Source organism: Pseudomonas sp. G5(2012), from assembly GCF_000408945.1.
In the GTDB taxonomy this organism is placed as follows: Bacteria; Pseudomonadota; Gammaproteobacteria; order Pseudomonadales; family Pseudomonadaceae; genus Aquipseudomonas; species Aquipseudomonas umsongensis.
On record NZ_APIO01000016.1, the window covers coordinates 17818 to 40055 of the forward strand.

Below are 22238 nucleotides of genomic sequence, written 5' to 3' on the forward strand. Positions count from 1 at the left end.
CTTGCCCGCGAAGGCGTCGGCACATTCAACATTGATGTTGGATGTGTCGGCCTCTTCGCGGGCAAGCCCGCTCCCACAGGGGGGAGTGTGTATAGCGGTTTAGCGGTTTAGCAGTTGCAGACGCTCGCGGATCGAAGCCTCGATCCCGGCTTCATCCAGTCCACACTCAGCCAGCATTTGCGCCGGCTTGGCGTGTTCGACATAAATGTCCGGCAAGCCCAGGTGCAGCATCGACTTGAGGATATTCTCGCGAGCGAGAAATTCGCTGACCGCGCCGCCAGCACCGCCCATGATGGCGTTTTCTTCGACGGTCACCAGCAGTTCGTGGCTGCCAGCGATTTCGCGAACCAGCTCTTCATCCAGCGGTTTGACGAAGCGCATGTCGACCACGGTCGCGTCCAGCGTCTCGGCGACTTTCAGCGCCTCGGCCAGTTGCACGCCGAACACCAGCAAAGCGACGTTGCTACCCTGGCGGCGAACCACGCCCTTGCCGATTTCGATCGGCTCGAGGTCTTTCTCGATGGTCGCATTCGGGCCGTTGCCGCGCGGGTAACGCACGGCGGCCGGGCCGTTATACAGATGACCGGTCGAGAGCATCTTGCGCAGTTCGTTTTCGTCGCTCGGGGTCATCACCAGCATGCCGGGGATGCAGCGCAGGAACGACAGGTCGAAGCTGCCCGCGTGGGTCGGACCGTCTTCGCCCACCAGGCCGGCTCGATCGATGGCGAACAGCACGTCGAGGTTTTGCACCGCGACGTCATGCACCAACTGGTCGTAGCCGCGTTGCAGGAAGGTCGAATAGATCGCCACCACCGGCTTCGCGCCTTCGCAGGCCATGCCGGCCGCAAAGGTCACGGCGTGTTGCTCGGCAATCGCCACGTCGAAGTAGCGCAGCGGGAAGCGCTCGCTGAAGGCCACCAGGTCCGAGCCTTCCTTCATCGCCGGGGTGATCCCGACCAGGCGCGGGTCGGCAGCCGCCATGTCGCACAGCCACTCACCGAACACACCGGAGTACTTCGGCCCGCTGGCTTTCTTCGGAGGGTTGGCCGGCGCATCGACAGGTTCGAGCTTGGTGATGGCATGGTAACCGATCGGGTCGACCTCAGCCGGGGCGAAGCCTTTGCCTTTCTTGGTGACGATGTGCAGGAACTGCGGGCCCTTGAGATCACGCATGTTGCGCAGGGTAGCGATCAGGGTTGGCAGGTCGTGGCCATCGATCGGGCCGATGTAGTTCCAGCCCAGCTCTTCGAACAGCGTGCCGGGCACCAGCATGCCTTTTGCGTATTCTTCGGTGCGACGGGCGATTTCCCAGGCGCCGGGCAGGCGCGACAGGACTTTTTTGCTGCCCTCGCGCATGCTCGCGTAGGTACGGCTGGAAAGGATCTTCGCCAGGTAGTTCGACAAACCGCCGACGTTGCGCGAGATCGACATGTCATTGTCGTTGAGGATCACCAGCATGTTGGCGTCCACTTCCGGCGCGTGGTTCAGCGCTTCGAACGCCATGCCGGCCGTCAGTGCGCCGTCGCCGATCACGGCAATCGCCTTGCGATCACTGTTTTGCAGACGGGCGGCAATCGCCATGCCCAGGGCTGCGCTGATCGACGTGCTGGAATGGCCGACGCCAAAGGTGTCGTACTCGCTCTCGGATCGACGCGGGAAGGCGGCAACGCCGTCCTTCTGGCGCAGGGTGGCCATGCGCTCGCGACGACCGGTGAGGATCTTGTGCGGATAAGCCTGATGACCCACGTCCCACACCAGCCGGTCGTCCGGGGTGTCGAAGACGTAATGCAACGCGATGGTCAGCTCGATGACGCCCAGACCTGCACCGAAATGCCCACCGGTCTGACCGACCGTGTAGAGCAATTCCAGGCGCAACTCATCGGCCAGGGTTTCCAGCTCGGCTTCGCCTAACCGGCGCAGGCCGTCCGGCGTATTCGCGCGGTCGAGCAGGGGCGTGGTCGGGCGCTTGCGGGGAATCTCATGAAACGTCGTGGGCATCAGGCGAATCGTTATAGGTATAAAAGATGCGGCAGTTTACCTGATGCATCGGCCCCTGCCCACGCGTTGGTCTTTTTTGGCGGATTCGCCGTCAGTTGCGTCGCTCGACGATGTAGCGGGCCAGTTCACGCAGGGGCTCGGCAGCCGCGTCAAACGGTCGCAGCGCATGCAGCGCCTGATCGCGCAGTTCCAGGGCATAGGCCTTGGCGGCGTCCAGGCCCAGCAGTGCCGGGTAGGTCGGCTTGTCGCGGGCAATGTCGGCGCCTTGGCGTTTGCCCAGGGTTTCGGTATCGCTTTCGACGTCGAGAATGTCGTCCTGGACCTGGAATGCCAGGCCGATGGCCTGTGCATAAGTCTGCAGGGACTTGAGTTCGTCCTTCTCGGCGCGACCACTGGCCAGGGCGCCGAGCTTGACGCTGGCTTCGATCAGCGCGCCGGTCTTGTGCCGGTGCATGTATTCGAGCGCCTGTTGATCGAGCTTCAGGCCTACCGAGCCAAGGTCGATGGCCTGGCCGCCGACCATGCCCGCCGGACCTGCCGCCAATGCCAGTGTGCTGACCATTTCAAGACGGATCTCGGCGTCGACGTTGCTCAGGCGCGGGTCGAGCAGGGCGCTGAACGCCAGGCTCTGCAAGCCATCGCCAGCGAGGATCGCGCAGGCTTCATCGAATTTCTTGTGCGTAGTCGGCTGGCCGCGACGCAAATCGTCATCATCCATGGCCGGCAAATCGTCGTGCACCAGCGAATAGGCATGGATAAGCTCCACCGCGCAGGCCGCGCCGTTGGCCTGCTCCGCCTTGCCGCCCAGTGCTTCGCATGCAGCGTAGGCCAGCAATGGGCGCACCCGTTTGCCGCCGTTCATCACGCTGTAGCGCATGGCGTCGTACAAGCGCACCAGCTCAGGGCCTGGCGCGATGAACAGGGTTTCCATGGCGGCGTTGACGCGGGCCTGGCTGGTCGCTGAATACGCTGCAATCATTCTGGTTGATCCGCGTCGAAGGGTTCCTCGGCCAACTCGCCATCACGCTCGAGCAACACTTGAACCTTTTGCTCGGCCTGGGCCAGCGCCGCCTGGCAATCGCGGGTCAGGCCGATGCCTTGCTCGAAAGCGGCCAGCGAGTCTTCCAGCGATAATTCGCCATTCTCCAGACGCTCTACCAGCGTTTGCAGGTCAGCGAGGGACTGTTCGAAATCCAGTGCAGCTTTTTTGCGGGCCATGGCGGCGATTTCCGGTTGACGTTAAACCGGCGCGACACTAGCAGATAGGGGGTTTATGGGCAAATGAGCGGGGTGTTTCAGCCACCGTTTCCTGAGAGGAACCAGTCCTGTGGCGAGGGGATTTATCCCCGTTGGGCTGCGAAGCGGCCCCTGACGTCTGTTCCGACTGTATGCGTTGTCCGGATTTACGACTGCTTTGTAGCCGAACGGGGATAAATCCCCTCGCCACAAAGTGAGTGGCGATTCGGCTCATTTTGTGAGCCGAATAGAAGCGTTAATCGGCTCACCGTGACTCTCCCCGCAAATCCGGACGCATCCGATTGTTAAAAAACACCCGCACGTCTAACCTTCGCGCCATCGACGACCCGCTATTCATGGGTCTTTCAGACGAAACGCAGTACCCGCATCTGTAACGCGCCGAGGATCAGGCGCAAGGTTTCGTCATGCATGGCAGGAGGCATCACATGCGCTCATTTCTTTTGCTGCTGATCGGCTGGGCCTGTGCGCCCGCCCTGGCCGCGCCCAGTGCCGAGCTGTCGGAGCCGGTGGGCGGCTGGCGCTTCAACGGTTTGCTGGACCGTACGGAAAACCCGCAAGTCGCCTATCCCACGCCACCCATCGACCGTGGTGTGCAGCGCAATCGCACGATGATCCAGGGCCAGCTCAAGGCCATCGGTGCCCAGCGCGGACCCCACACGCTCGCAGTCAACGGTAATCCGTTGAACCTGTACACCGACGATCAGGGCCGGTTTGCCCGGCCCTATGCATTCGGAGCCGGCTCCAACAGCGTCGAAGTGCGCAGCGCCGAAGGCCAGTCGCTCAAACGCGTGCAATTCTATGAAGCCAACAATTTACGCACGCCCGCACGGATTCGCGTGGTGCTGGGGTGGGACGATCCAAAAGCCGAACTTGACCTGCACATCGTCACCCCCGACGGCCAGCACGCGTTCTGGGCACGGCCGGCGATGAGCAATGGTGGTGGCCTCGACCCGGACGGCGTCGACGGCCCCGGCCCGGAAATGTTCACCATGACCGCGTCGCTGCATGGCACCTATCTGGTTTACGTCAACTATTGGGGCAACTTCGGTAGCGGCGGCTATAACTTCGATGAGACCAGCAATCAGAACGAGGTCATTACGTCGCAAATCAACCTGGTGCTCAACGAAAACACCGTCGACGAAAAACGCGAAACCTTCATCGTGCCCCTGCGCGCAATCGGTGACCTGCTGCTGGTCAAGACTTTCAACTATTAAGCATCCCGCTCCACGGATGAATTCGGGTTTTGTGAAATGAGCGATGACACTGTTTCCCCGGCCGCTGTAACACCTGGCCCCAAGCCGTCCCGCTATTGGGCAGGAAAAAATGTCCGGGCCATTGTGATCGGGCTGTGTCTGGTCGTGGGCGTGGCTGCTGGCATGGGCTGGCTGATGCTGAAAAGCAAAGCCCCGGCCCCGCAACTGGCGGCGGAAAAACTCGGCATGAGTCGCCCCGATGGCTTGCTCGAGACCCACTCCTTGAGCCAGTTGCCCAGGGACCTGCTGGCGGTACCGTTCCTAAAGGAAACCCTGACCGAAGATTTCGTCTTCTATTACGAAACCCACGCCGATCGCCTCGGGCTGATCGGCAGCTTGCGGCGGATCATCTACGAGCATGAGCTGAAGTTGCAGGACACGCTGATCGAGCAGCTGTTCGATCAACCGGCGGACGTTGCGTTGTGGCGCGGGGCGGATGGCAGGCTCAAGGATTTCCTGCTGGTGATGGATCGCGGTGGCCTGGCCAAGGTGCTGGAGCCGCTGGCCAAAGTGGCGCTGGATGATTCGCAGTTGAGCAAACTCGCAGACGTGAAAGTCGGCAACGACGACGTGGCGCTTTATCAGCTCAGCTACAACGCCAGCAAGGCGCTGCTGTTTGCCTCCCATGGCGACAAACTGGTGGTGCTGTCGAATCCAACCAAACTCTACGATCCGCAAAGTGGAGCGACGCAGGAGTCGGGCAGTGTCTCGACCCAAGCCATCGCCGCACTGCTCAACGGCGACAAACTGTTCCCCGAAGCGTTTGGCTTGCAACCCCGCGCGCCGGAAGTGAAGCAGCGACTGTCGGTGAATGCCAGCGTGCTCGCCATGGGGTATCAGCGCTTCATCCCGAATTTCGCCGGGTTGCGCTTCGACATGGATGACAAGGGCTGGCACAGCTTCCTGGCCATGGATGAACTGGACGATCAGCCGGACTTTGATTTCAAGCCGATCTGGCAAGCCATGCCGATGGGCGCCAGCGCTTGCGTGGCCGTGCCGCTGGCTGCCGAGCAACAGAAGCCGCTGCTGCTCAAGCTCGGTGCTGACGAGACTGCGGCCCAGGCGTTGACCGAGCACATGGCCGGTGCGGCGGGCCTGTGCTGGTACGCCGATTCGCGGCTGTACACACCACTGCTGGTCGCCAGCCTAAAGGATGAAGACAGCGCCAGCCTCGATGGCGAACTGGGCAGGCTGTTCGGCTCGATGGTCGGCGCTTATGAAGGCAAGGTCGATGAGCATGTGTTCCCGGTGATTGAGAAACAGCAAGGTGACAACCGCCAGTGGCAGCGTCAGGTCAGCTCCCGTTTCGGTCCGTATGCGGCCAAGGATGCCGCGAATCCCGATGCGATCACCGGCCAGGCTTTCATGAACGTCAGCCTGGCGCGCCACGGGTCGACGCTGTTGTTTTCCCTCGATGACAAACTGCTGGACAAGGCCCTTGGCACCCTCGACAAACGCTTCCCGCCGATGGCCGACGTGGTGCCCAAGGACCTGCTGATGCCGGTGTACTTCGGCCCGGACGCCATGGCGCAGTTGATGCAGCGCGAAACCCTCGACAGCCTGCCGCAAGACATGGAACCGGTGTTCTACAACGCGGCGCAAACCTACCTGATCCCCAAATTGCGCAAGCTCGGCGGATACGGCAAGTACGCCCTGACCCTGCCCGAGGGCACCGAACCCGATGGCCACTGGCAATGGCTGCCGCTGCAATGGAAAGCCCTGTGAACGTACTGATCCGCAGCCTCGGCGTGCTCGCTTTGCTGTTGAGCGCGGGCGCCCGAGCGATCGAAACACCGGCGCTTGATCCGCAGCAATCCCAGGTGTTCCGCGCCTGGTTCGTGCGCATCGCGCAGGAGCAACTGAGTCGGGGGCCGAGCCCGCGCTGGTATCAGCAGGACTGCGCGGGCCTGGTGCGTTTTGCCGCCAACGAAGCGCTGAAAGTCCATGACGACAAATGGCTGCGCAGCAATGGCCTGTCCAACCGCTACCTGCCGCCGGAACTGGAGTTGAGTGCGGGTCAGCGCGGGCTGGCCCAGCAATGGCAGCAAGGTGGTGGCAAGGTCGGGCCCTACGTCAATGCGATCAAGCTGATCCAGTTCAACAGCCAGCTGGTTGGCCGCGATATCGCACAGGCGCGTCCCGGCGACCTGATGTTTTTCGACCAGGGCGACGACCAGCACCTGATGATCTGGATGGGCCGCTACATCGCCTATCACACCGGCACCACTACTCCCACCGACAACGGCATGCGTTCGGCAAGCCTGCAACAACTCATGACATGGAAGGACACCCGATGGATACCCGATGCAGCCAACCCCAACTTCATCGGCGTCTATCGACTGAATTTTCTCTCCCAATGATGGGTGCCCGCATGCTGCGTTTTCTGCCTCTGCTGTTGGCGTTGGTGCTTCCATTTTCGACGGTCAACGCCCAAGACGCTGTCGAACCCAGCGGCTATACACCGGTGGCCGGTGAAAGTTTTTTCCTGCTGGCCGACAGCAGTTTTGCCAGCGACGAACAGGCGATGGTCCGCCTTGAAGCGCCGGGTCGCGACTACCGTCGCTTGCGCATGGAACCCTATGGCGGTGCCGACATTCGGGTGTACCGCATCGACAAGCCGCTGGACTTTCTCAAGCGCCAGAAGAACCTGCACCGGGTCGTCAGTGACGGCCAGTTCAAGGGCGAAGGCCTGTCGAATACGCTCGCCTACTTGTGGGACAACTGGTACCGCAAATCTCGTCGGGTCATGCAACGGGCGTTTTCCTACGAGTCGCGTAAACAAGTCACCGAAGAAGTGCCGGAGTTGAAGATGGGCAACGCCATGGCCGCGCCAACGCCCTACGACGCGCAGTCACAATTCGCCCTGATTCCGGGCCTGCCGGTGGTCAGCCAATTCCGCTACCCGCTGTGGCAAGCCAAACCGATCCAGCCGCCTGAAGGCGTGAACCTCGCCGGGTCTTCCAGTGAGTTCGTCAGTGTGGCGCCGGGCAACGTCTACATCCCGTTGGGCAACTTGAAACCAGGCCTGTATTTGGTGGAAGCGCTGATCGGCAAGTACCGCGCGACCACCATGGTGTTCGTCTCCAACACCGTGGCGGTCAGCAAGATTGCCGGGGATGAACTGCTGGTGTGGGCTGCGCGTAAACACGAAGGCAGTTCGGTGCCCAAGGTCAACGTGCTGTGGACCGATGGCCTGGGTGTGATGAGCAGCGGTGCAACCGATGCCGATGGTTTGCTGCGCCTGAAACACGTCAGTCCCGAGCGCTCATTCGTGATTGGCGAGGATGAAGAGGGCGGCGTTTTCGTCTCGGAGAACTTCTACTACGACAGCGAAATCTACGACACCAAACTCTTTGCTTTCACTGACCGCCCGCTGTACCGACCGGGGGATTGGGTGTCGCTGAAAATCGTCGGGCGCGAGTTCAAGAACGCCCGGGATTCGGTGCAGCCCGTCGCAGCCGACGTTAACGTGACCGTATTGGATGCGACCGGGACGGCGCTGCAATCCCTGGCCTTGAAGCTCGACTCCAAGGCCGGTACCCAAGGCCGTTTCCAGTTGCCCGACAATGCTGTGGCCGGTGGGTACGAGTTGCGTTTCAACTATAAGGATCAGGCCTACAGCAGTGCCTTTCGCGTCGCTGAATACATCAAGCCGCACTTCGAAATTTCCCTGAACCTGGCCAAGCAGGATTACCGCACCGGCGAACCGATCAAGGGCAACCTGGTGCTGCTCTATCCGGACGGCAAGCCGGTGGCCAACGCCAAGTTGAGCCTGAGCCTGCGTGCCCAGCAATTGTCGATGGTCGACAACGAGCTGCAATACCTGGGGCAATTTCCGGTGGAACTGACCAGCACCGAATCGACCACCGACGCCAAGGGTAATGCCGTTGTCGATTTGCCAGCCGCCGAGAAACCGAGTCGCTACATGCTCACCGTGTTCGCCAGCGATGGCGCGGCGTATCGGGTCAAGACCACCAAGGAAATCCTCATTGACCGCGGCGCGGCGAATTTTCGCCTGAGTGCGCCGCGGCGCTTCAGTGCGGTGGGCGACAAGGTTGCGTTCAGCTACGTCAATCAAAGCGAGCAGAGCGCAGCGGTCACGCCTGCCAGCTACGGCTGGGTACGCCTGGAGGATCAAAGCGCCGGCGAGGGCAAGCTCGCGGCAACCGACAAGGGCTTCAGCCTGGCCTTCGAGCGTCCCGGTACTTACAACCTCTCGCTCAAGGATGACCATGGTCGCACCCTCGGTGCCACCGGCCATTCTGTCACCGGCGAGGGCGTCAAGGCGGTACCGGGAACCGTGGAAATCGTCCTCGACAAACCCGAGTACAAGGCTGGCGATGAAGCGCTGGCGCTGATCACTTTTCCCGAGCCGATCAGCGATGCGCTGCTGTCCCTGGAGCGCGACAAGGTCGAGGCCACGGCGCTGCTGTCCAAGGGCGGCGACTGGCTGAAGCTGGAAAAACTCAGCGACACCCAATACCGCGCACGCATTGCGGTGCAGGACAGCTTCGCGCCGAACCTGACGTTCTCGGTGCTGTACACCAAGGGTGGTCAGTACAGTTTCCAGAACGCCGGTATCAAGGTAATCACGCCGCAGATCGAAGTGGCCATCGCCACTGACAAAGAGACCTACCGACCCGGTGAAACCGTGTCGGTCGACCTGAGCACGCAGTTCGCCGGCAAGCCGATCCCGGCGCATCTGACGGTCAGTGTGGTCGACGAGATGGTCTATGCCTTGCAGCCGGAAATCGCGCCGTCCATCGACCAGTTCTTCTACCATCCGCGCCGCAACAACGTGCGCACCAGCGCCAGTCTGTCGTTCATCAGTTACGACGTCGCGCTGCCTGGCAGCCCTGGCGCGCCGGGCAAGGCCAACCGCAGTGAGCGGGGCGTCAAGGTGCTGGAGCGCCCGCGTCGCGAAGACGTCGACACCGCGGCCTGGCAACCGGAGCTTGTGACCGATGCCAGTGGCAAGACCCGCTTCACTTTCAAGATGCCGGACTCGTTGACCCGCTGGCGCATCACCGCCCGGGCCATCGCCGATGGCGGCCAGGTCGGGCAGAAGAAGCAGTTCGTGCGCTCGGAGAAACCGCTGTACCTGAAGTGGAGCGGGCCGACTCGATTCCGCGCCGGCGACAAACCGGATCTTGGTGTGTTTGCTTTCAGCCAGGCGCAAAACCAGGTCAAGGCCGAGCTGGTGATTCATTACGCGGGCAGCGAACAGCGGGTTCCCGTCACGCTCGACAGCGGCATCAACTACATACCGCTGCCGGCATTCGGGCTGGTCAATGGCGAATGGAGCGCGGAACTAGTGCAGGACGGTAAAACCGTCGATGCCTTGACCGTGCACCTGAGCGCAACCGGCGAAGGCTGGCAAGTCACGCAAAGCCAACGCCTGGACGTAGCTGGCGCGGATACGCCGCTGAACCTGCCAGCGGATGCAACGGATATCCGTCTGCGTCTGGACGACAGCCCGCAAGCACTGTTCCGTGCTGCCCTCGATGATCTGCTGAGCTATCCGTACGGCGGCGTCGAACAGACCGCCAGTCAATTGCTGCCGTTGAGCATCGCCTATCCAGCCTTATCGTCGAACCCGCAGGTCCGCGATCGCTTGCGCCTGATCATGCAGAACAGCCGCCTGCGCCTGGTGCAAATGGCCGGCCCTTCGGCGAGCTTCACTTGGTGGGGCCTGGACGGCGAACCGGATGCGTTTCTTACCGCCTACGCCTATTACGCCGACTGGCACGCCAGCCGGGTAATGGAGCTGAACTTACCCCCAGAGCACTGGCAGCGAGTGTTGGAGGTGTACGCGAAACAGGCGAAGAACACGCCGCTGTTGCAACGGGCGCTGATCCTGTCGTTCGCCAGACAGATGCAATTGCCGGTCGAGACTTTGCTCACCGGATTGATGGAGGACCTGATGCGCGCCGGTGAGGGCAGTGCCGCAAACGTCATGGACGTGGCTGGCGATAGCCTGGTCATGACTGATCCGGATTCGGCGTTGGGCCTGGCTGCTGCGCGCACATTGACCGCCTCGCTGGCGGGGCAATCGAAGGTCGCTCTGCCAGCCGCATTCAAGCGGCAATTGGCTGACGCACAGCAGCGACTGGCCACCAGCTCCGAGCCATTTGCCGAGGCGCTGAATGCATCGCTGCAGCCGTTCGATCAGGCGCATGCGCAAGCGTTGTTGCTTCGGTTACTGCCACAGCAATCCACGCTGGAACGTGCGCTGGCACTGACCTGGTTACAACGCAACATCGAACAGGCGGCGCCGGCTGTGACCTTGAAACCGGGTGACGGCTGGACGCAGGAGCAGGGCGCGACCGGTGAAATCTATTGGACATGGCAAGGCGCACAGGTCCCCGGCGTCTTGTCGCTGAGCGGTGCGCAGGAGCGTCCACTGAGCGCCGCGTTGAGCTTCCAGAGCAAACAGCCAGCGGTCGATCCGCTGCCTGTGACCATCACCCGTCGCCTGTCGCGACTGGTGCCGGGCGATGAAGCCTTCACCTTCAAGCTGCAGCCTGTCGGCAGTGCTCCCTTGTCCAGCGACAACCTGTATCTGGACGAAGTGATCCTGACCAGCAAAGCCGCCAGACCCTTGCGTTACGACCTGCTCGAAGTGCCGCTGCCACCGGGCGCGGATGTCGAACGCACGACCTGGGGCATCAAGCTCATGGGCAAGGCCGGGACCGAACCTTCGGCGCTGGAGAAGGCCCGTTTCGAGCCCGGACAAATGGCCTATGCAGTGCCGGTGGATGCCTTGAGCGGCGAACTGCGTTTGCGTCACCTGGTGCGCTTCCCGCAGAAAGGCCAGTTCAGCCTGCCGCCGGCGCGTTTTACCCAGGTGTACGCGCCACAGCATCAGGCTCAGGAGCAGAAACCGGCGCTCGGTCAGCTGACGGTTCACTGATATGTATCGGCCTTGGGTCTGGTTGCTGCTGTGTCTGATTCCCGCGCTGGTCAGTGCGCAGGAAGATCCCTTGCGCCTGGCTTTCAAGGATCAGTTGCTGACGTTGAGCCGAACGCAGGTGCTGTCGCGCGAACCTTTGCCCGACAGTTTGCAGGCGCCCCTGGGCAGTGTCTGGAAGTTGTTTGTGTACGCCTGGCTGGTGGACACCGGCGCGCGTGAGCCGGCGTACGAGTGTCGCGGGCAGTCGAAGGAAGAAGTCTATTGTTGTACCGCCGGTGGCAAGATCGATCGGGATCAGGCGTTGGTGAAATCCTGCGGGCTGTATTTCGAGCCGGCGCGATTGGGTATCGATGTTTCTGGTTGGCGGGCGTATTGGCAGGTACGACAGTCACCGCAGTGGCTGCTGGATTTGCCGTCATTACAACCAGCCACCCGGGTTTCGGTGGTGGAATTGTTGCGCATGTTGGCGCTGATGCCGGCGCAGGACCAGGCGCGTCGCGTATTGCTGGATGTGCTATTGAACGCGGCGGATGGCAACGTCGTGGGCGAACTCGGCAGCCGCTTGCGGGTGAAGACTTGGAGCTGGCTCGGGGATCGGGATACAGCGTCGCGTCAGGGTGGATTCGCCGGTTGGACGACGGATGGCACGCCGATCTGGGCGGGAGGACGCGGAACCAGCCAGCGGGTTCTGCGCGATTACGCCCAGGCGTTGTCCGTGGTGCTGCCCACGTCCTGGCCGGTGGAGGCGGGGAAGTGTGTCGAAGTCGATCTTTTCTCCCGCTATCCACTGCAGCGGGTCATGTCAGGTGACCGTGTCATGTCGTCCGGCCTGTTGCGGGGCGATTACCGGGTCGAGTTCGTCAACGGCAACCAACTGGATATCCACAGTGACGGCGACCTGTTTTTACTCAACGACAGCCCTTCACCAAAACTGGTCGCCCGCCTCGATCGCGAAGAGTACGTCGCCCGAGTCCTGCAGCGTGAAGCCAGTGCCGAACCCGTTGAGGCCGCCAAGGCCCTGGCCGTGGCCATCCGCACCTACCTGCTGCAAAACGCCACGCGCCGCGGTGATTGCCTGAGCATCGACGACAGCAGTCAGCACCAGCGCGTCGCCCCACGCCCAGCCACGGCGCAGGTACGCAGCATCGCCGCCTGGACCAGCGACCTGGTGCTCACCGGGAGCACCGTGACCTACCACTCCAATCAGCCAGGCCTCGACAGATTGTCCTGGCAACTTGCCGTGGACCAAGCCAACGCCGGCCAGCGCTACGACGCCGTCCTGCTCCACGCATACCCGCGCGCCAGCCTCAGCCGCTGGGATAATCCTGTTGCTTCCTGCGAGGCGCTGCCCGCCGCGCAAGACTGGCTGCAAAAGCAACGCCGCGGCTGGCGCCCCCGTCTTGAAAGCGAAGCCGGCTACAACGAAGTCAGCACCTTCGCCGTATGTCGCCTGGCCTTCGGCCGTCCTTTCGTCGACCGTGAACGCCAGCGCATCTACGCGCGCGGCGTGCTTTCGCTGCAGGACCGCCTCGACCTGACCCACGAATACCTGCACCTGGCCTTCGAAGCGCACCCCAACGGCCAGGATGAAACCTACATCGAAGGGCTCGCCCGCCACCTCTTGCTGGAATAGGCCATGACAGATCGTTATCCACAGGTCTTGCTGCTGCTCTGCGCGCTCGCCCTGTTATCCCCGGCAACCGCCGCCGACAGCGTCAAACTCGACACCCCCTCTGGCGGCTGGCGAACCGGCGCCGCCGAAGGGGAAGGCGAAAATTTTCGGCAGATCGTCAACTACCCGGCCTCATCGGTGAACACCCCGGCGGGACAGGCAAACACCGCACGTATCAAAGGTCAGATCAACGCCGTGCCGAAGAACGGCGAACCCGGCCGACTAATCGTCAACGGCGTCAGCATGCCGCTGAAAATCGATACCGCGGGAGGCTTCGATCGACCGTTCTCATTCCCCAGTGGCAGTAACAGCGTCGAAGTCCGCAGCCCCGACGGCCAGCAACACCGCCGCGTGCAATTCCTCAACGCCAGTGGTGGAGCAACTCCAGCCAAACTACGCGTGCTGCTGGCCTGGGACAGCGACGGCACCGACCTCGACCTGCACCTGATCACCCCCGACGGCGCCCACATCTGGTACGGCGACCGCGCCGTGGCCAACGGCGCCGCACTCGATGTCGACGTCACCACCGGCTACGGCCCGGAAATCTTCGCCATGCCCGCGCCGATCAAGGGGCAGTATCTGGTGTATGTGAATTACTTTGGCGGTGGGTATCGCAGCGATGAGGAAGGGCAGGAAGATGCGGTTCAGCCGTTGACGACGGCGCAGGTGACGGTGATTACGGAGGAGGGGACGCCGAGTGAGAAGATGGAGACGTTTCTGGTGCCGATGCGGGCGGTGGGGGAGCTGACGTTGGTGAAATCGTTTAGTTATCCGTGAGAGAAACTGGCGGATGACATTATTACGGGCAATAAAAAGCCGGCTTGTGGCCGGCTTCTCGGGGACTGGCTTGGTTCATTTTTGGTAAACCGCGCCAGCCTTCAAAACGTACACCCGGATCTTGCGTCCGGCTGTGGGACTTGGCGAGAAAGTCATCTGCCTTGTCGGTGCGATCAGGGCCGCTTGGCGGGTCGATGCGCAAATGTGGGGCGCAGCATACTGATTTTTTTGTGAAATTCCCAGCTTGGTGTGTGAGATGGGGTTCCTGGGTGGGCGAATTGGGTGGTCTGGTGTTTGTTCGCTAGCTCTTGTAGGAGCGAGCATGATCGCGAAAAACCGGAGAACGCTGCGGGGTGCCAGATTTCCCGCGTAATCGTTGACGTCCATCGCGAGCATGCTCGCTCCTACAGAAACGGAAGCGGTGGCCGGCGTTTGTTCAGTGTCGACCACCAGAACACCCAGCCCAGTACCCTGATGTTCTGCTCTTCGATTTGCGCGGGCCTGAAGATTTCATCGGGGTAGTCCGCGCGGTTATGGCTGCGCAAGCGCAGGGAGTTGCCCGGCAGTCGGTGCAGGTATTTGATTCGCAGCATGCCGTCATGTTCGATAGCGTAGATTTCGCCATCGACAATCTGGGTCAGCCCGCGATCGATCGCCAGGGTGGAGCCGTCATCGATTTTCTCGGCCATGCTGTTGCCGATCATCGCGGCGCCGATGGCGTCGGTGTGATTGATTTCCAGGAAGTCGAGGTGGCTGCGGGGCAGGCGCAGGCATTGTTCGCGGTCTTCGATGACGTGGGTCTTGTTGGAGCCGGGGGCCGTGATCACTTCCTTGTAGAACGGCAATTCGATGTCGATGGGTTCGACCACGGTGTAGACACCTCGGATCGCCTGGGCGTCGAAGGTGTTGCCGGAGTCGTCGAGGAGGCGCAAGTGCCTGGCGTCTTTCAAGCCTTCGCCGGTTTTCAGCCAGTCGCTGTTGACCGAGAGTTTCCTGGCGACTTCTTCCATGCAGTGGGCGGGCACGCCGCGGCTGTACCAGTTGTGTACATTTTGCGGAGCCGTATCCAGGAATTCGGCGAATCCTGTCGTCGTGATGTTCGCTGCTTCAAGGAGCGCTTTAAACCGAGGGCCGCTAGTGTTCTTTTTCATGACCGGGAGTCTACTGGCGCCGGTCAGGGGTTTGAATAAACGTCCCGTTCAAATTTCGCGGGAAATTTACGACTGGATGTGAGACGTGTTGGGTAAAAAATAAACATGAAAACCTTGGGATGTGGCGAGATAAACAAACTGTTTAAAGCGGCTTTACAGGCGCCCAAAAAAAACCCCGGATCAACCGGGGTTCTTCTTGAAACTGATGGCTCAAAGCCTGCAGCTGCTCTTAACCTTTATAGTTGGCAACCGACTGGGTGATCGCAGCACGGGCGGCGTCTGCGCCGTCCCAGCCTTCGATTTTCACCCATTTGCCTTTTTCGAGATCTTTGTAGTTCGCGAAGAAGTGCTCGATTTGCTGGATCAGCAGTGGAGGCAGGTCGGTGTATTCCTTCACGTCGACGTACAGCTGGGACAGCTTGTCGTGTGGAACCGCGATCACTTTGGCATCGCCGCCGCCATCGTCGGTCATGTTCAGGATGCCGACTGGGCGAGCGCGGATCACCGAACCTGGAGCAACCGGGTAAGGGGTTACGACCAGCACGTCGAGGGGGTCACCGTCGTCTGCCAGGGTGTTCGGGATGTAACCGTAGTTGGCCGGGTAGAACATAGGGGTGGCCATGAAACGGTCAACGAACAGGCAATCGCTGTCTTTGTCGATTTCGTATTTGATCGGCGCGTGGTTGGCCGGAATCTCGATCGCGACGTAGATGTCGTTCGGCAGGTCTTTGCCAGCCGGAATCTTGCTGTAGCTCATTGGGCGTTGCCCCCGTTAGTTGACCAGAAACACTTGGCCGGATTGACCAAAAAGTGGCGGCGATTATAGGCATATTCCTACGGCGACGCCACGTACCAGAGGTCGTGTAGACCTTAGTCGTGTGCCTGATAGACCGGGTTCTCGGCCAGAAGTTGCCGCAGCCTCGCCAGCGGGTCCTGGCGATAGAACAGCTTGAGTTGCTCGTAGACCTGTGGATAAGCCTCGTGCAGCAAATCCGGGGCACTGAAGAAGTATTCGCTGGTGACGGCGAAAAACTCGGCCGGGTTTTCCGCGGCATACGGATCAATGGCAGTCTCGGCGTCTGGATTGCGCTCCAGTTGGCGGTCGAGGTCGTCGTAGGCCTCTTGCATGATCCTGGCCCAGTCGCTGACGCGCATGTTCGCGTGCAGCGGGGGCAAGCCGTTGGCATCGCCATTGAGCATGTCGAGCTTGTGCGCCAGTTCGTGGATCACCAGGTTGTAGCCCTCCCAGCCACCGCTGGCCATGACCCCGGGCCAGGCCAGGATGATCGGCCCTTGCTGCCAGGCTTCACCGCTGTGCTCGCCGTCCCATTCGTGCACGACCCCACTGGCGTCGCGATGGCGCTGGGGGCTGAGGAAGTCGTCGGGGTAGAGGACGATTTCGTGAAAGCCCTGATACCAGTTCAGGTCGCCCAGATGCAGCAACGGCAGTTGCGCCTGGGCGGCGAGCAGCAAGCGTTGTTCCTGATGCAGCTCGACACCGGGCAGGGCGGTCAGGTGTTTGTCTTGCAGAAACAGTACGCAGGCTTCACGCAGCCACTGGTCTTCGGCGGCGCTGATGCCATCCAGGAAACTCAGGTGATGACGCACCCGCTGCCACATGTCGTCGGCTATCGGGTGCCTGGCCAGGATGCGTCGACGTCGCCAGGCGGCAAGGGACCACATCCTGTCAGCGCGATGCGGTTTTGGAGTTCGAACTGCCAAAACGGCTGCGCACGACACCAATGATCATCGGCACCAGCGACAGCAGGATGATGCCGACCACCAGCAGCGACAGGTTCGATTTGATGAAGGGTACGTTGCCGAAGAAGAAACCCAGGGTGACCAGGCCGCCGACCCAGAGCACCGTGCCCAGCACACTGAAGGCGAAGAAGCGCGGGTAAGGCATTTTCGCGACGCCGGCGACAAAGGGGGCAAAGGTGCGGATGATCGGCAGGAAACGCGCCAGGGTCACGGTTTTGCCGCCGTGTTTGTCATAGAAATCGTGGGTTTGTTGCAGGTAGTCGCGCCGGAAGATCTTCGAGTTCGGGTTGCTGAACAATCGTTCGCCCGCCGTTCGTCCGATGATGTAGTTGGTGCTGTCTCCGAGGATCGCCGCGAGCATCAGCAAGCCGCCCAGCAATACCGGGTCCATCCCGCCACCGGCCGCGACGGCGCCAGCGATGAACAGGAGCGAATCTCCCGGCAGGAAAGGCATGACCACCAGGCCGGTTTCACAGAAGATCACCAGGAAGAGAATGGCGTAGATCCATGGCCCGTAGTTGTTGACCAGCAAATCGAGGTAGACATCGAGATGCAGGACGAGATCGAGCGGGTTGAAATCCATGGACGGCACCTGTGGTAACGGCCCGGTTCGGCAGGCCTGCGGATGACTTCGCGTAAGACTACAGACAGGAGGTAGTTTTTCTTACAAGCCGGAAAGAACGGAATTATACGGGCTGGGAAGTGAAAAGCGCGTAGGGTTTGTAGCAGGGGATTTCTGCGAGAACCAGATCGCAGCCTTCGGCCGAACGCTGCGATCTTTTTTCCTTACAACTCGTCGCTGATCGGCAATACGTAGTTCTTGAACTCGGTGTCTTCCTTGAATCCGATGGATTCGTAGGTTTTTTGTGCCACTTCGTTGTTGCTGCTGGTGGACACGCGCATGCGCACCGCGTTGGTTTCCTTGGCCATTTTCTTCGCGGTGCGGATCAGGTTGTCGGCGACCAACTGGCGGCGGGCGTCTTCGGCGACGTAGATGTCGTTTAGGATCCAAACGCGCTTGAGCGAAAGCGAAGAAAAGCTGGGGTACAGCTGACAGAAGCCCAACAGTTTGTTGCTGTCGTCATCGGACAGTGCCAGGTAGATCACCGATTCCTTGCGCCGCAGGCGTTTCTCGAGGAACGCCCGGGACGAGTCCGGGTACGCCAGGGAGCCATAAAACTCGCGATATTTGACGAACAATGGGGTGAGCAGGTCCAGGTGTTCGAGGGTCGCTTGAATAATCCGCATGGTAGTTCTCGTCTTCAAGTGGCTGTCTTCACGTGCTTTGGCGGCAAAGGATACTCACTGGCAGCCGTGCATCGATCCTGCCTGAAAAGGATGAGAAAGTGCAATGCGGAAGCGGTTCAGGCTTGCGGTGAATCCAGTAGGAAATTTCCTTTAATGTCCGCTCCTGCGTCTGACTCCAGCGTTTGCACCTGCGCTTCGTCCTTCAGGTTGACTCCGGATAACTGTCGCCGGCACGCCTCGCGCATCAAATAAAGCAAACGGTGTGCCGCCATGCCGTAAGTCAGGCCTTCGAGGCGTACATTCGAGATGCAGTTGCGATAGGCGTCGGTCAGGCCGACCTTTGGATTGTAGGTGAAATATAATCCCAGGCTGTCTGGAGAGCTCAGGCCAGGGCGTTCGCCGATCAGGATCACGGTCATTTTTGCACCCAACAGTTCGCCAATTTCGTCGGCTACCGCGACCCGGCCCTGTTCTACCAGTATCACCGGTGCCATAGACCATCCGTCGGCTGAACTCTGCTCTGCAAAGCGTGCCAGGAACGGCAGTGTGTGGCGATGCACAGCCAATGCCGACAGCCCATCGGCGACCACGATGGCGAGATCGACTCCCCTAGGATTGGCTGCGGCGTATTCACGCAGTTTTTTTGCCGACTCCACGCTCAATTTTCGCCCCAGATCGGGGCGTTGCAGATAGCTGTTGCGATCAGTTGCAGCGCTATGCAGCAACAGGCTGTCACGACCGCATTCGGCCAATTGCTCGCTGAGGGCGACATGATCGAACGGCAAGTGCACCGCGTCTCGCGCCTGGGCGTGGGCAAACTGAAAGTCCAGTTGTGCGCGGGTCGGCAGGCTGGTGCCGGTGCGGCCCAGGGCAATGCGTGCGGGGGTCAGCCGTCGCAGTTCCAGCCACGGGTTGTGCGGATCAAAAGGTGGTTTTTCCATATCGACACTCATCCCAATTGCGCCAAGGCCTGGCGGAAGGCCGGCGGCAGGCTGTTACCGAAGAGGACCTTGCCGTCCGGCTGCGTGAAGATGCCCATTTTCGCCAGCCATTGCTCGAACTCCGGTGCAGGCTTGAGCCCCAGCGTCTGGCGGGCGTACAGCGCATCGTGGAACGACGTGGTCTGGTAGTTGAGCATGATGTCGTCGGAACCGGGGATGCCCATGATGAAGTTGATCCCGGCGACCCCGAGCAGGGTCAACAGGGTGTCCATATCATCCTGGTCGGCCTCGGCATGGTTGGTGTAACAGATGTCGCAGCCCATCGGCACGCCCAGTAGCTTGCCGCAGAAGTGGTCTTCGAGGCCGGCGCGGATGATCTGCTTGCCGTTGTAGAGGTATTCGGGGCCGATGAACCCGACTACGGTGTTCACCAGGAACGGCTTGAAATGGCGGGCCACGGCGTAAGCCCTGGTTTCGCAAGTTTGTTGGTCGACGCCGTGGTGGGCATTGGCCGACAGGGCGCTGCCCTGGCCGGTTTCGAAATACATCAGGTTCTTGCCGAGCGTACCGCGGTTGAGGCTCAAGCCGGCGTCGTATCCTTCCTGGAGTACATTGAGATTGATGCCGAAGCTGGCGTTGGCCGCCTCGGTGCCAGCGATCGACTGGAATACCAGGTCCAGGGGGACGCCGCGATTGACCGCTTCGATCGAGGTGGTGACATGGGTCAGCACACAAGCCTGGGTCGGGATTTCGTAGCGTTGGATGATCGCATCGAGCATTTCCAGCATGGCGCAGATCGAGGCGATGCTGTCGGTGGCCGGGTTGATGCCGATCATGGCATCACCGTTTCCGTGCAGCAGGCCATCCAGAATACTCGCGGCAATGCCGGCCGGTTCGTCCGTCGGGTGGTTGGGTTGCAGGCGGGTAGACAGGCGACCGCGCAGGCCCAAGGTGCCGCGGAACTGCGTAACGACCCGGATTTTCTGCGCGACCAGCACCAGGTCCTGTACGCGCATGATCTTCGACACGGCAGCCGCCATTTCCGGGGTCAGGCCGGGGGCGAGGGCGCGCAGGACCTGTTCGTCGGCGGCGTCGCTGAGCAGCCAGTCGCGAAAACCGCCGACAGTGAGATGGCTGACCACTGCGAAAGCCTGTTTATCGTGGGTGTCGATGATCAGTCGGGTGACTTCATCGGTCTCATAGGGAATCAGGACTTCCTGCAGGAAGTGGCTCAGCGGGATGTCGGCCAACACCATCTGCGCAGCGACGCGCTCGCCGTCATTGAGGGCGGCGACGCCGGCCAGATAGTCCCCGGAGCGTGCCGGGGTGGCCTTGGCCATCACTTCCTTGAGGTTTTCAAAGCGGTAGGTCTGGGCGCCGACGGAATGGGCATAAACGGCCATGGGCGGTGTCCTCTAAATAACTCAAATTCACTGCTTATCCTTTGTAGGCGCTGTCGAGTGCAGCGCCTACAGGGGGGGTGGTATGCACCTTAATAGGGCGGTGCCGGGCTGCTAGATACCTTCGAGCATAGCGTCCGCCGGTGCTTCGGAGCGCTGCCGCGCGGTCAATTGGAAATACAGGTAGCCGGCCGCCATGAAGCCAAGGAAGACCAGGCCGATCAAGGTGTTGAACCACGCCATCGCGACCAGGCACACCAGCGCCAGGAACAGCGCGATCCCTGGTACGATCGGATAACCCGGTGCGCGGAAGGTGCGCTCGAGGTTCGGCTCGGTTTTACGCAGTTTGAACAGGCTCAGCATACTGATGATGTACATGACGATGGCACCAAATACCGACATGGTGATCATCGCCGCCGTCAGCGACATGCCTTGCAGGTTGACCAGGCCATCGCTGTAGATCGCTGCAATGCCGATCACGCCACCGGCCAGGATCGCCCGATGTGGGGTCTGGAAACGCGAAAGCTTGGCCAGGCTGCGTGGCAGGTAACCGGCGCGGGCCAGGGCGAAGAATTGCCGCGAGTAACCGAGAATGATCCCGTGGAAACTCGCCACCAGGCCAAACAGGCCGATCCAGACCAGCATGTGCATCCAGGTCGAATTGTTGCCGACTACCGCTTTCATGGCCTGGGGCAGCGGGTCATTGATGTTTGCCAGTTGACGCCAGTCGCCGACGCCACCGGCCATTACCATTGTGCCGATGGCCAGGAATACCAGGGTCAGGATGCCGCTGACGTATGCCCGGGGAATTGTACGTTTCGGGTCCTTGGCTTCCTCGGCGGCCATGGCGGCGCCTTCGATGGCGAGAAAGAACCAGATGGCGAAGGGAATGGCGGCGAAAATGCCGGGAATGGACGCAATAGTGAATTCACTGGAGCCAGACCAGCCATTGAGCACGAAATTGCTGAAACTGAACCCAGGCGCGACCACACCCATGAACACCAGCAGTTCGGCGACGGCCAGCACGGTCACCACCAGTTCGAAGGTGGCGGCGATGCTGACGCCGAGAATATTGAGGGTCATGAACACGAAGTAGGCGCCGACGGCGGCGATTTTCGGGTCCAGTTCCGGGTATTGCACATTCAGATAGGCACCGATGGCCATGGCGATGGCCGGCGGCGCGAAAACAAACTCGATCAGGGTCGCGATACCGGCGATTAATCCGCCTTTTTCACCGAAGGCTCGCCGACTGTAGGCAAATGGCCCGCCGGCATGGGGAATCGCCGTGGTCAACTCGGTGAAACTGAAGATGAAACAGGTATACATCGTTGCCACCATCAGGGCGGTGACGAGGAACCCCAAGGTCCCGGCGGTGCCCCAGCCGTAACTCCAGCCAAAGTACTCGCCGGAAATCACCAAGCCAACGGCAATGCCCCATAAATGCAGGGTGCCGAGTGTGGGTTTGAGCTGTGTGGTAGTTGTCATAAGTCCTCGCTGGCCTTTTTGATTGGACTTTCGGGTGCTGCGTTTGGGTGGATTGCGGGCACGCAAAGGCCGTGCCAGAGCGGCCAAGGGCAGTTGTGCTGTGTCATTAGGGACGCCTTCGCGAGCAGGCTCGCTCCCACAGTGCGCGGGGTCGGCCCCACAAAACCCCTGTGGGAGCGAGCCTGCTCGCGAAGGCGGTGGGGAGGCGGCACGGAAATCCCGTGCCGCCCCCGGTCTTTTAGAAGAAGCCCAGCGGATTGATGTCGTAGCTCACCAGCAGGTTCTTGGTCTGCTGATAGTGGTCGAGCATCATCTTGTGGGTTTCACGGCCGACGCCGGACTTCTTGTAGCCACCGAACGCAGCATGCGCCGGGTACAGGTG

General features: G+C 61.0%; 18 protein-coding genes. 6 read left to right on the top strand and 12 right to left on the bottom strand.

Annotation, left to right across the window (positions count from 1 at the left end):
* Positions 1-99: 99 nt before the first annotated feature.
* From dxs to PG5_RS06420, 3 genes are all read right to left on the bottom strand, one after another.
* Entirely contained in the window at positions 100-1998 is a 1899-nt protein-coding gene (gene dxs, locus PG5_RS06410) for a 1-deoxy-D-xylulose-5-phosphate synthase (RefSeq protein ID WP_020796285.1), read from the bottom strand.
* A gap of 91 nt (positions 1999-2089) precedes the next feature.
* Positions 2090-2977 (bottom strand): (2E,6E)-farnesyl diphosphate synthase, encoded by an 888-nt coding sequence (gene ispA, locus PG5_RS06415; RefSeq protein ID WP_020796286.1) that lies wholly within the window; start codon positions 2975-2977, stop codon positions 2090-2092.
* A complete protein-coding gene (locus tag PG5_RS06420) occupies positions 2974-3216 on the bottom strand; it encodes an exodeoxyribonuclease VII small subunit (RefSeq protein WP_007970180.1) in 243 nt (80 codons plus the stop codon). The genes ispA and PG5_RS06420 overlap by 4 nt, the downstream gene beginning before the upstream one ends.
* Positions 3217-3680: 464 nt before the next feature.
* On the opposite strand from PG5_RS06420, the gene PG5_RS06425 reads away from it, so the two are divergent.
* The 6 genes from PG5_RS06425 to PG5_RS06450 are packed head-to-tail and all read left to right on the top strand — an operon-like array spanning position 3681 to position 13870.
* Complete coding sequence (locus PG5_RS06425) at positions 3681-4469, top strand: YfaP family protein (protein WP_020796287.1); 789 nt, start codon at positions 3681-3683, stop codon at positions 4467-4469.
* Positions 4470-4505: 36 nt separating this feature from the next.
* A complete protein-coding gene (locus tag PG5_RS06430; RefSeq protein ID WP_020796288.1) occupies positions 4506-6233 on the top strand; it encodes a DUF2138 domain-containing protein in 1728 nt (575 codons plus the stop codon).
* The gene (locus PG5_RS06435; protein WP_033045475.1) at positions 6218-6868 is read left to right on the top strand and encodes a DUF1175 domain-containing protein; all 651 of its coding nucleotides are present in this window, start codon (positions 6218-6220) and stop codon (positions 6866-6868) included. Before PG5_RS06430 ends, PG5_RS06435 begins: the two co-directional genes overlap by 16 nt.
* Entirely contained in the window at positions 6865-11421 is a 4557-nt protein-coding gene (locus PG5_RS06440; RefSeq protein WP_042955251.1) for an alpha-2-macroglobulin, read from the top strand. Before PG5_RS06435 ends, PG5_RS06440 begins: the two co-directional genes overlap by 4 nt.
* Before the next feature lies 1 nt (position 11422).
* The gene (locus PG5_RS06445) at positions 11423-13054 is read left to right on the top strand and encodes a DUF2300 domain-containing protein (RefSeq protein WP_020796291.1); all 1632 of its coding nucleotides are present in this window, start codon (positions 11423-11425) and stop codon (positions 13052-13054) included.
* A gap of 3 nt (positions 13055-13057) precedes the next feature.
* The gene (locus PG5_RS06450) at positions 13058-13870 is read left to right on the top strand and encodes a YfaP family protein (protein WP_020796292.1); all 813 of its coding nucleotides are present in this window, start codon (positions 13058-13060) and stop codon (positions 13868-13870) included.
* A gap of 404 nt (positions 13871-14274) precedes the next feature.
* Here PG5_RS06450 and PG5_RS06460 read toward each other — a convergent pair whose 3' ends face one another.
* From PG5_RS06460 to PG5_RS33250, 9 genes are all read right to left on the bottom strand, one after another.
* A complete protein-coding gene (locus PG5_RS06460; RefSeq protein ID WP_033045470.1) occupies positions 14275-15021 on the bottom strand; it encodes a S24 family peptidase in 747 nt (248 codons plus the stop codon).
* Positions 15022-15250: 229 nt separating this feature from the next.
* Positions 15251-15778 (bottom strand): inorganic diphosphatase, encoded by a 528-nt coding sequence (gene ppa, locus PG5_RS06465; RefSeq protein WP_020796295.1) that lies wholly within the window; start codon positions 15776-15778, stop codon positions 15251-15253.
* A 113-nt stretch (positions 15779-15891) separates the two neighbouring features.
* A complete protein-coding gene (locus PG5_RS06470) occupies positions 15892-16704 on the bottom strand; it encodes a zinc-dependent peptidase (RefSeq protein ID WP_020796296.1) in 813 nt (270 codons plus the stop codon).
* Between the two features lie 4 nt (positions 16705-16708).
* Positions 16709-17365 carry a DedA family protein gene (locus PG5_RS06475; protein WP_020796297.1) on the bottom strand — a complete coding sequence of 219 codons (657 nt, stop codon included), beginning with the start codon at positions 17363-17365 and terminating at the stop codon, positions 16709-16711.
* Between the two features lie 203 nt (positions 17366-17568).
* Positions 17569-18030: an N-acetyltransferase gene (locus PG5_RS06480; protein WP_020796298.1), complete on the bottom strand. Its 462-nt coding sequence runs from the start codon at positions 18028-18030 to the stop codon at positions 17569-17571.
* 116 nt (positions 18031-18146) lie between these two features.
* A complete protein-coding gene (gene eutC, locus PG5_RS06485; RefSeq protein WP_371106601.1) occupies positions 18147-18983 on the bottom strand; it encodes an ethanolamine ammonia-lyase subunit EutC in 837 nt (278 codons plus the stop codon).
* Complete coding sequence (locus PG5_RS06490; RefSeq protein ID WP_020796300.1) at positions 18980-20374, bottom strand: ethanolamine ammonia-lyase subunit EutB; 1395 nt, start codon at positions 20372-20374, stop codon at positions 18980-18982. Before PG5_RS06490 ends, eutC begins: the two co-directional genes overlap by 4 nt.
* 111 nt (positions 20375-20485) lie before the next feature.
* Positions 20486-21856 carry an ethanolamine permease gene (eat, locus tag PG5_RS06495; protein ID WP_020796301.1) on the bottom strand — a complete coding sequence of 457 codons (1371 nt, stop codon included), beginning with the start codon at positions 21854-21856 and terminating at the stop codon, positions 20486-20488.
* 238 nt (positions 21857-22094) lie between these two features.
* The coding region (locus PG5_RS33250) for an aldehyde dehydrogenase family protein (protein ID WP_043090689.1) at positions 22095-22238 on the bottom strand (144 nt) is incomplete at its 5' end.

Excerpts from the sequence above, each read along its gene's own strand:
- PG5_RS06435 (WP_033045475.1), top strand. The coding sequence starts at position 6,218 with ATGGAAAGCCCTGTGAACGTACTGATCCGCAGCCTCGGCGTGCTCGCT.
- PG5_RS06490 (WP_020796300.1), bottom strand. The coding sequence starts at position 20,374 with ATGGCCGTTTATGCCCATTCCGTCGGCGCCCAGACCTACCGCTTTGAA.
- PG5_RS06430 (WP_020796288.1), top strand. The coding sequence starts at position 4,506 with ATGAGCGATGACACTGTTTCCCCGGCCGCTGTAACACCTGGCCCCAAG.
- ispA (WP_020796286.1), bottom strand. The coding sequence starts at position 2,977 with ATGATTGCAGCGTATTCAGCGACCAGCCAGGCCCGCGTCAACGCCGCC.
- PG5_RS06470 (WP_020796296.1), bottom strand. The coding sequence starts at position 16,704 with ATGTGGTCCCTTGCCGCCTGGCGACGTCGACGCATCCTGGCCAGGCAC.
- PG5_RS06420 (WP_007970180.1), bottom strand. The coding sequence starts at position 3,216 with ATGGCCCGCAAAAAAGCTGCACTGGATTTCGAACAGTCCCTCGCTGAC.
- PG5_RS06475 (WP_020796297.1), bottom strand. The coding sequence starts at position 17,365 with ATGGATTTCAACCCGCTCGATCTCGTCCTGCATCTCGATGTCTACCTC.
- PG5_RS06445 (WP_020796291.1), top strand. The coding sequence starts at position 11,423 with ATGTATCGGCCTTGGGTCTGGTTGCTGCTGTGTCTGATTCCCGCGCTG.
- PG5_RS06425 (WP_020796287.1), top strand. The coding sequence starts at position 3,681 with ATGCGCTCATTTCTTTTGCTGCTGATCGGCTGGGCCTGTGCGCCCGCC.
- eat (WP_020796301.1), bottom strand. The coding sequence starts at position 21,856 with ATGACAACTACCACACAGCTCAAACCCACACTCGGCACCCTGCATTTA.
- PG5_RS06450 (WP_020796292.1), top strand. The coding sequence starts at position 13,058 with ATGACAGATCGTTATCCACAGGTCTTGCTGCTGCTCTGCGCGCTCGCC.
- dxs (WP_020796285.1), bottom strand. The coding sequence starts at position 1,998 with ATGCCCACGACGTTTCATGAGATTCCCCGCAAGCGCCCGACCACGCCC.
- PG5_RS06480 (WP_020796298.1), bottom strand. The coding sequence starts at position 18,030 with ATGCGGATTATTCAAGCGACCCTCGAACACCTGGACCTGCTCACCCCA.
- PG5_RS06440 (WP_042955251.1), top strand. The coding sequence starts at position 6,865 with ATGATGGGTGCCCGCATGCTGCGTTTTCTGCCTCTGCTGTTGGCGTTG.
- eutC (WP_371106601.1), bottom strand. The coding sequence starts at position 18,983 with ATGAGTGTCGATATGGAAAAACCACCTTTTGATCCGCACAACCCGTGG.
- ppa (WP_020796295.1), bottom strand. The coding sequence starts at position 15,778 with ATGAGCTACAGCAAGATTCCGGCTGGCAAAGACCTGCCGAACGACATC.
- PG5_RS06460 (WP_033045470.1), bottom strand. The coding sequence starts at position 15,021 with ATGAAAAAGAACACTAGCGGCCCTCGGTTTAAAGCGCTCCTTGAAGCA.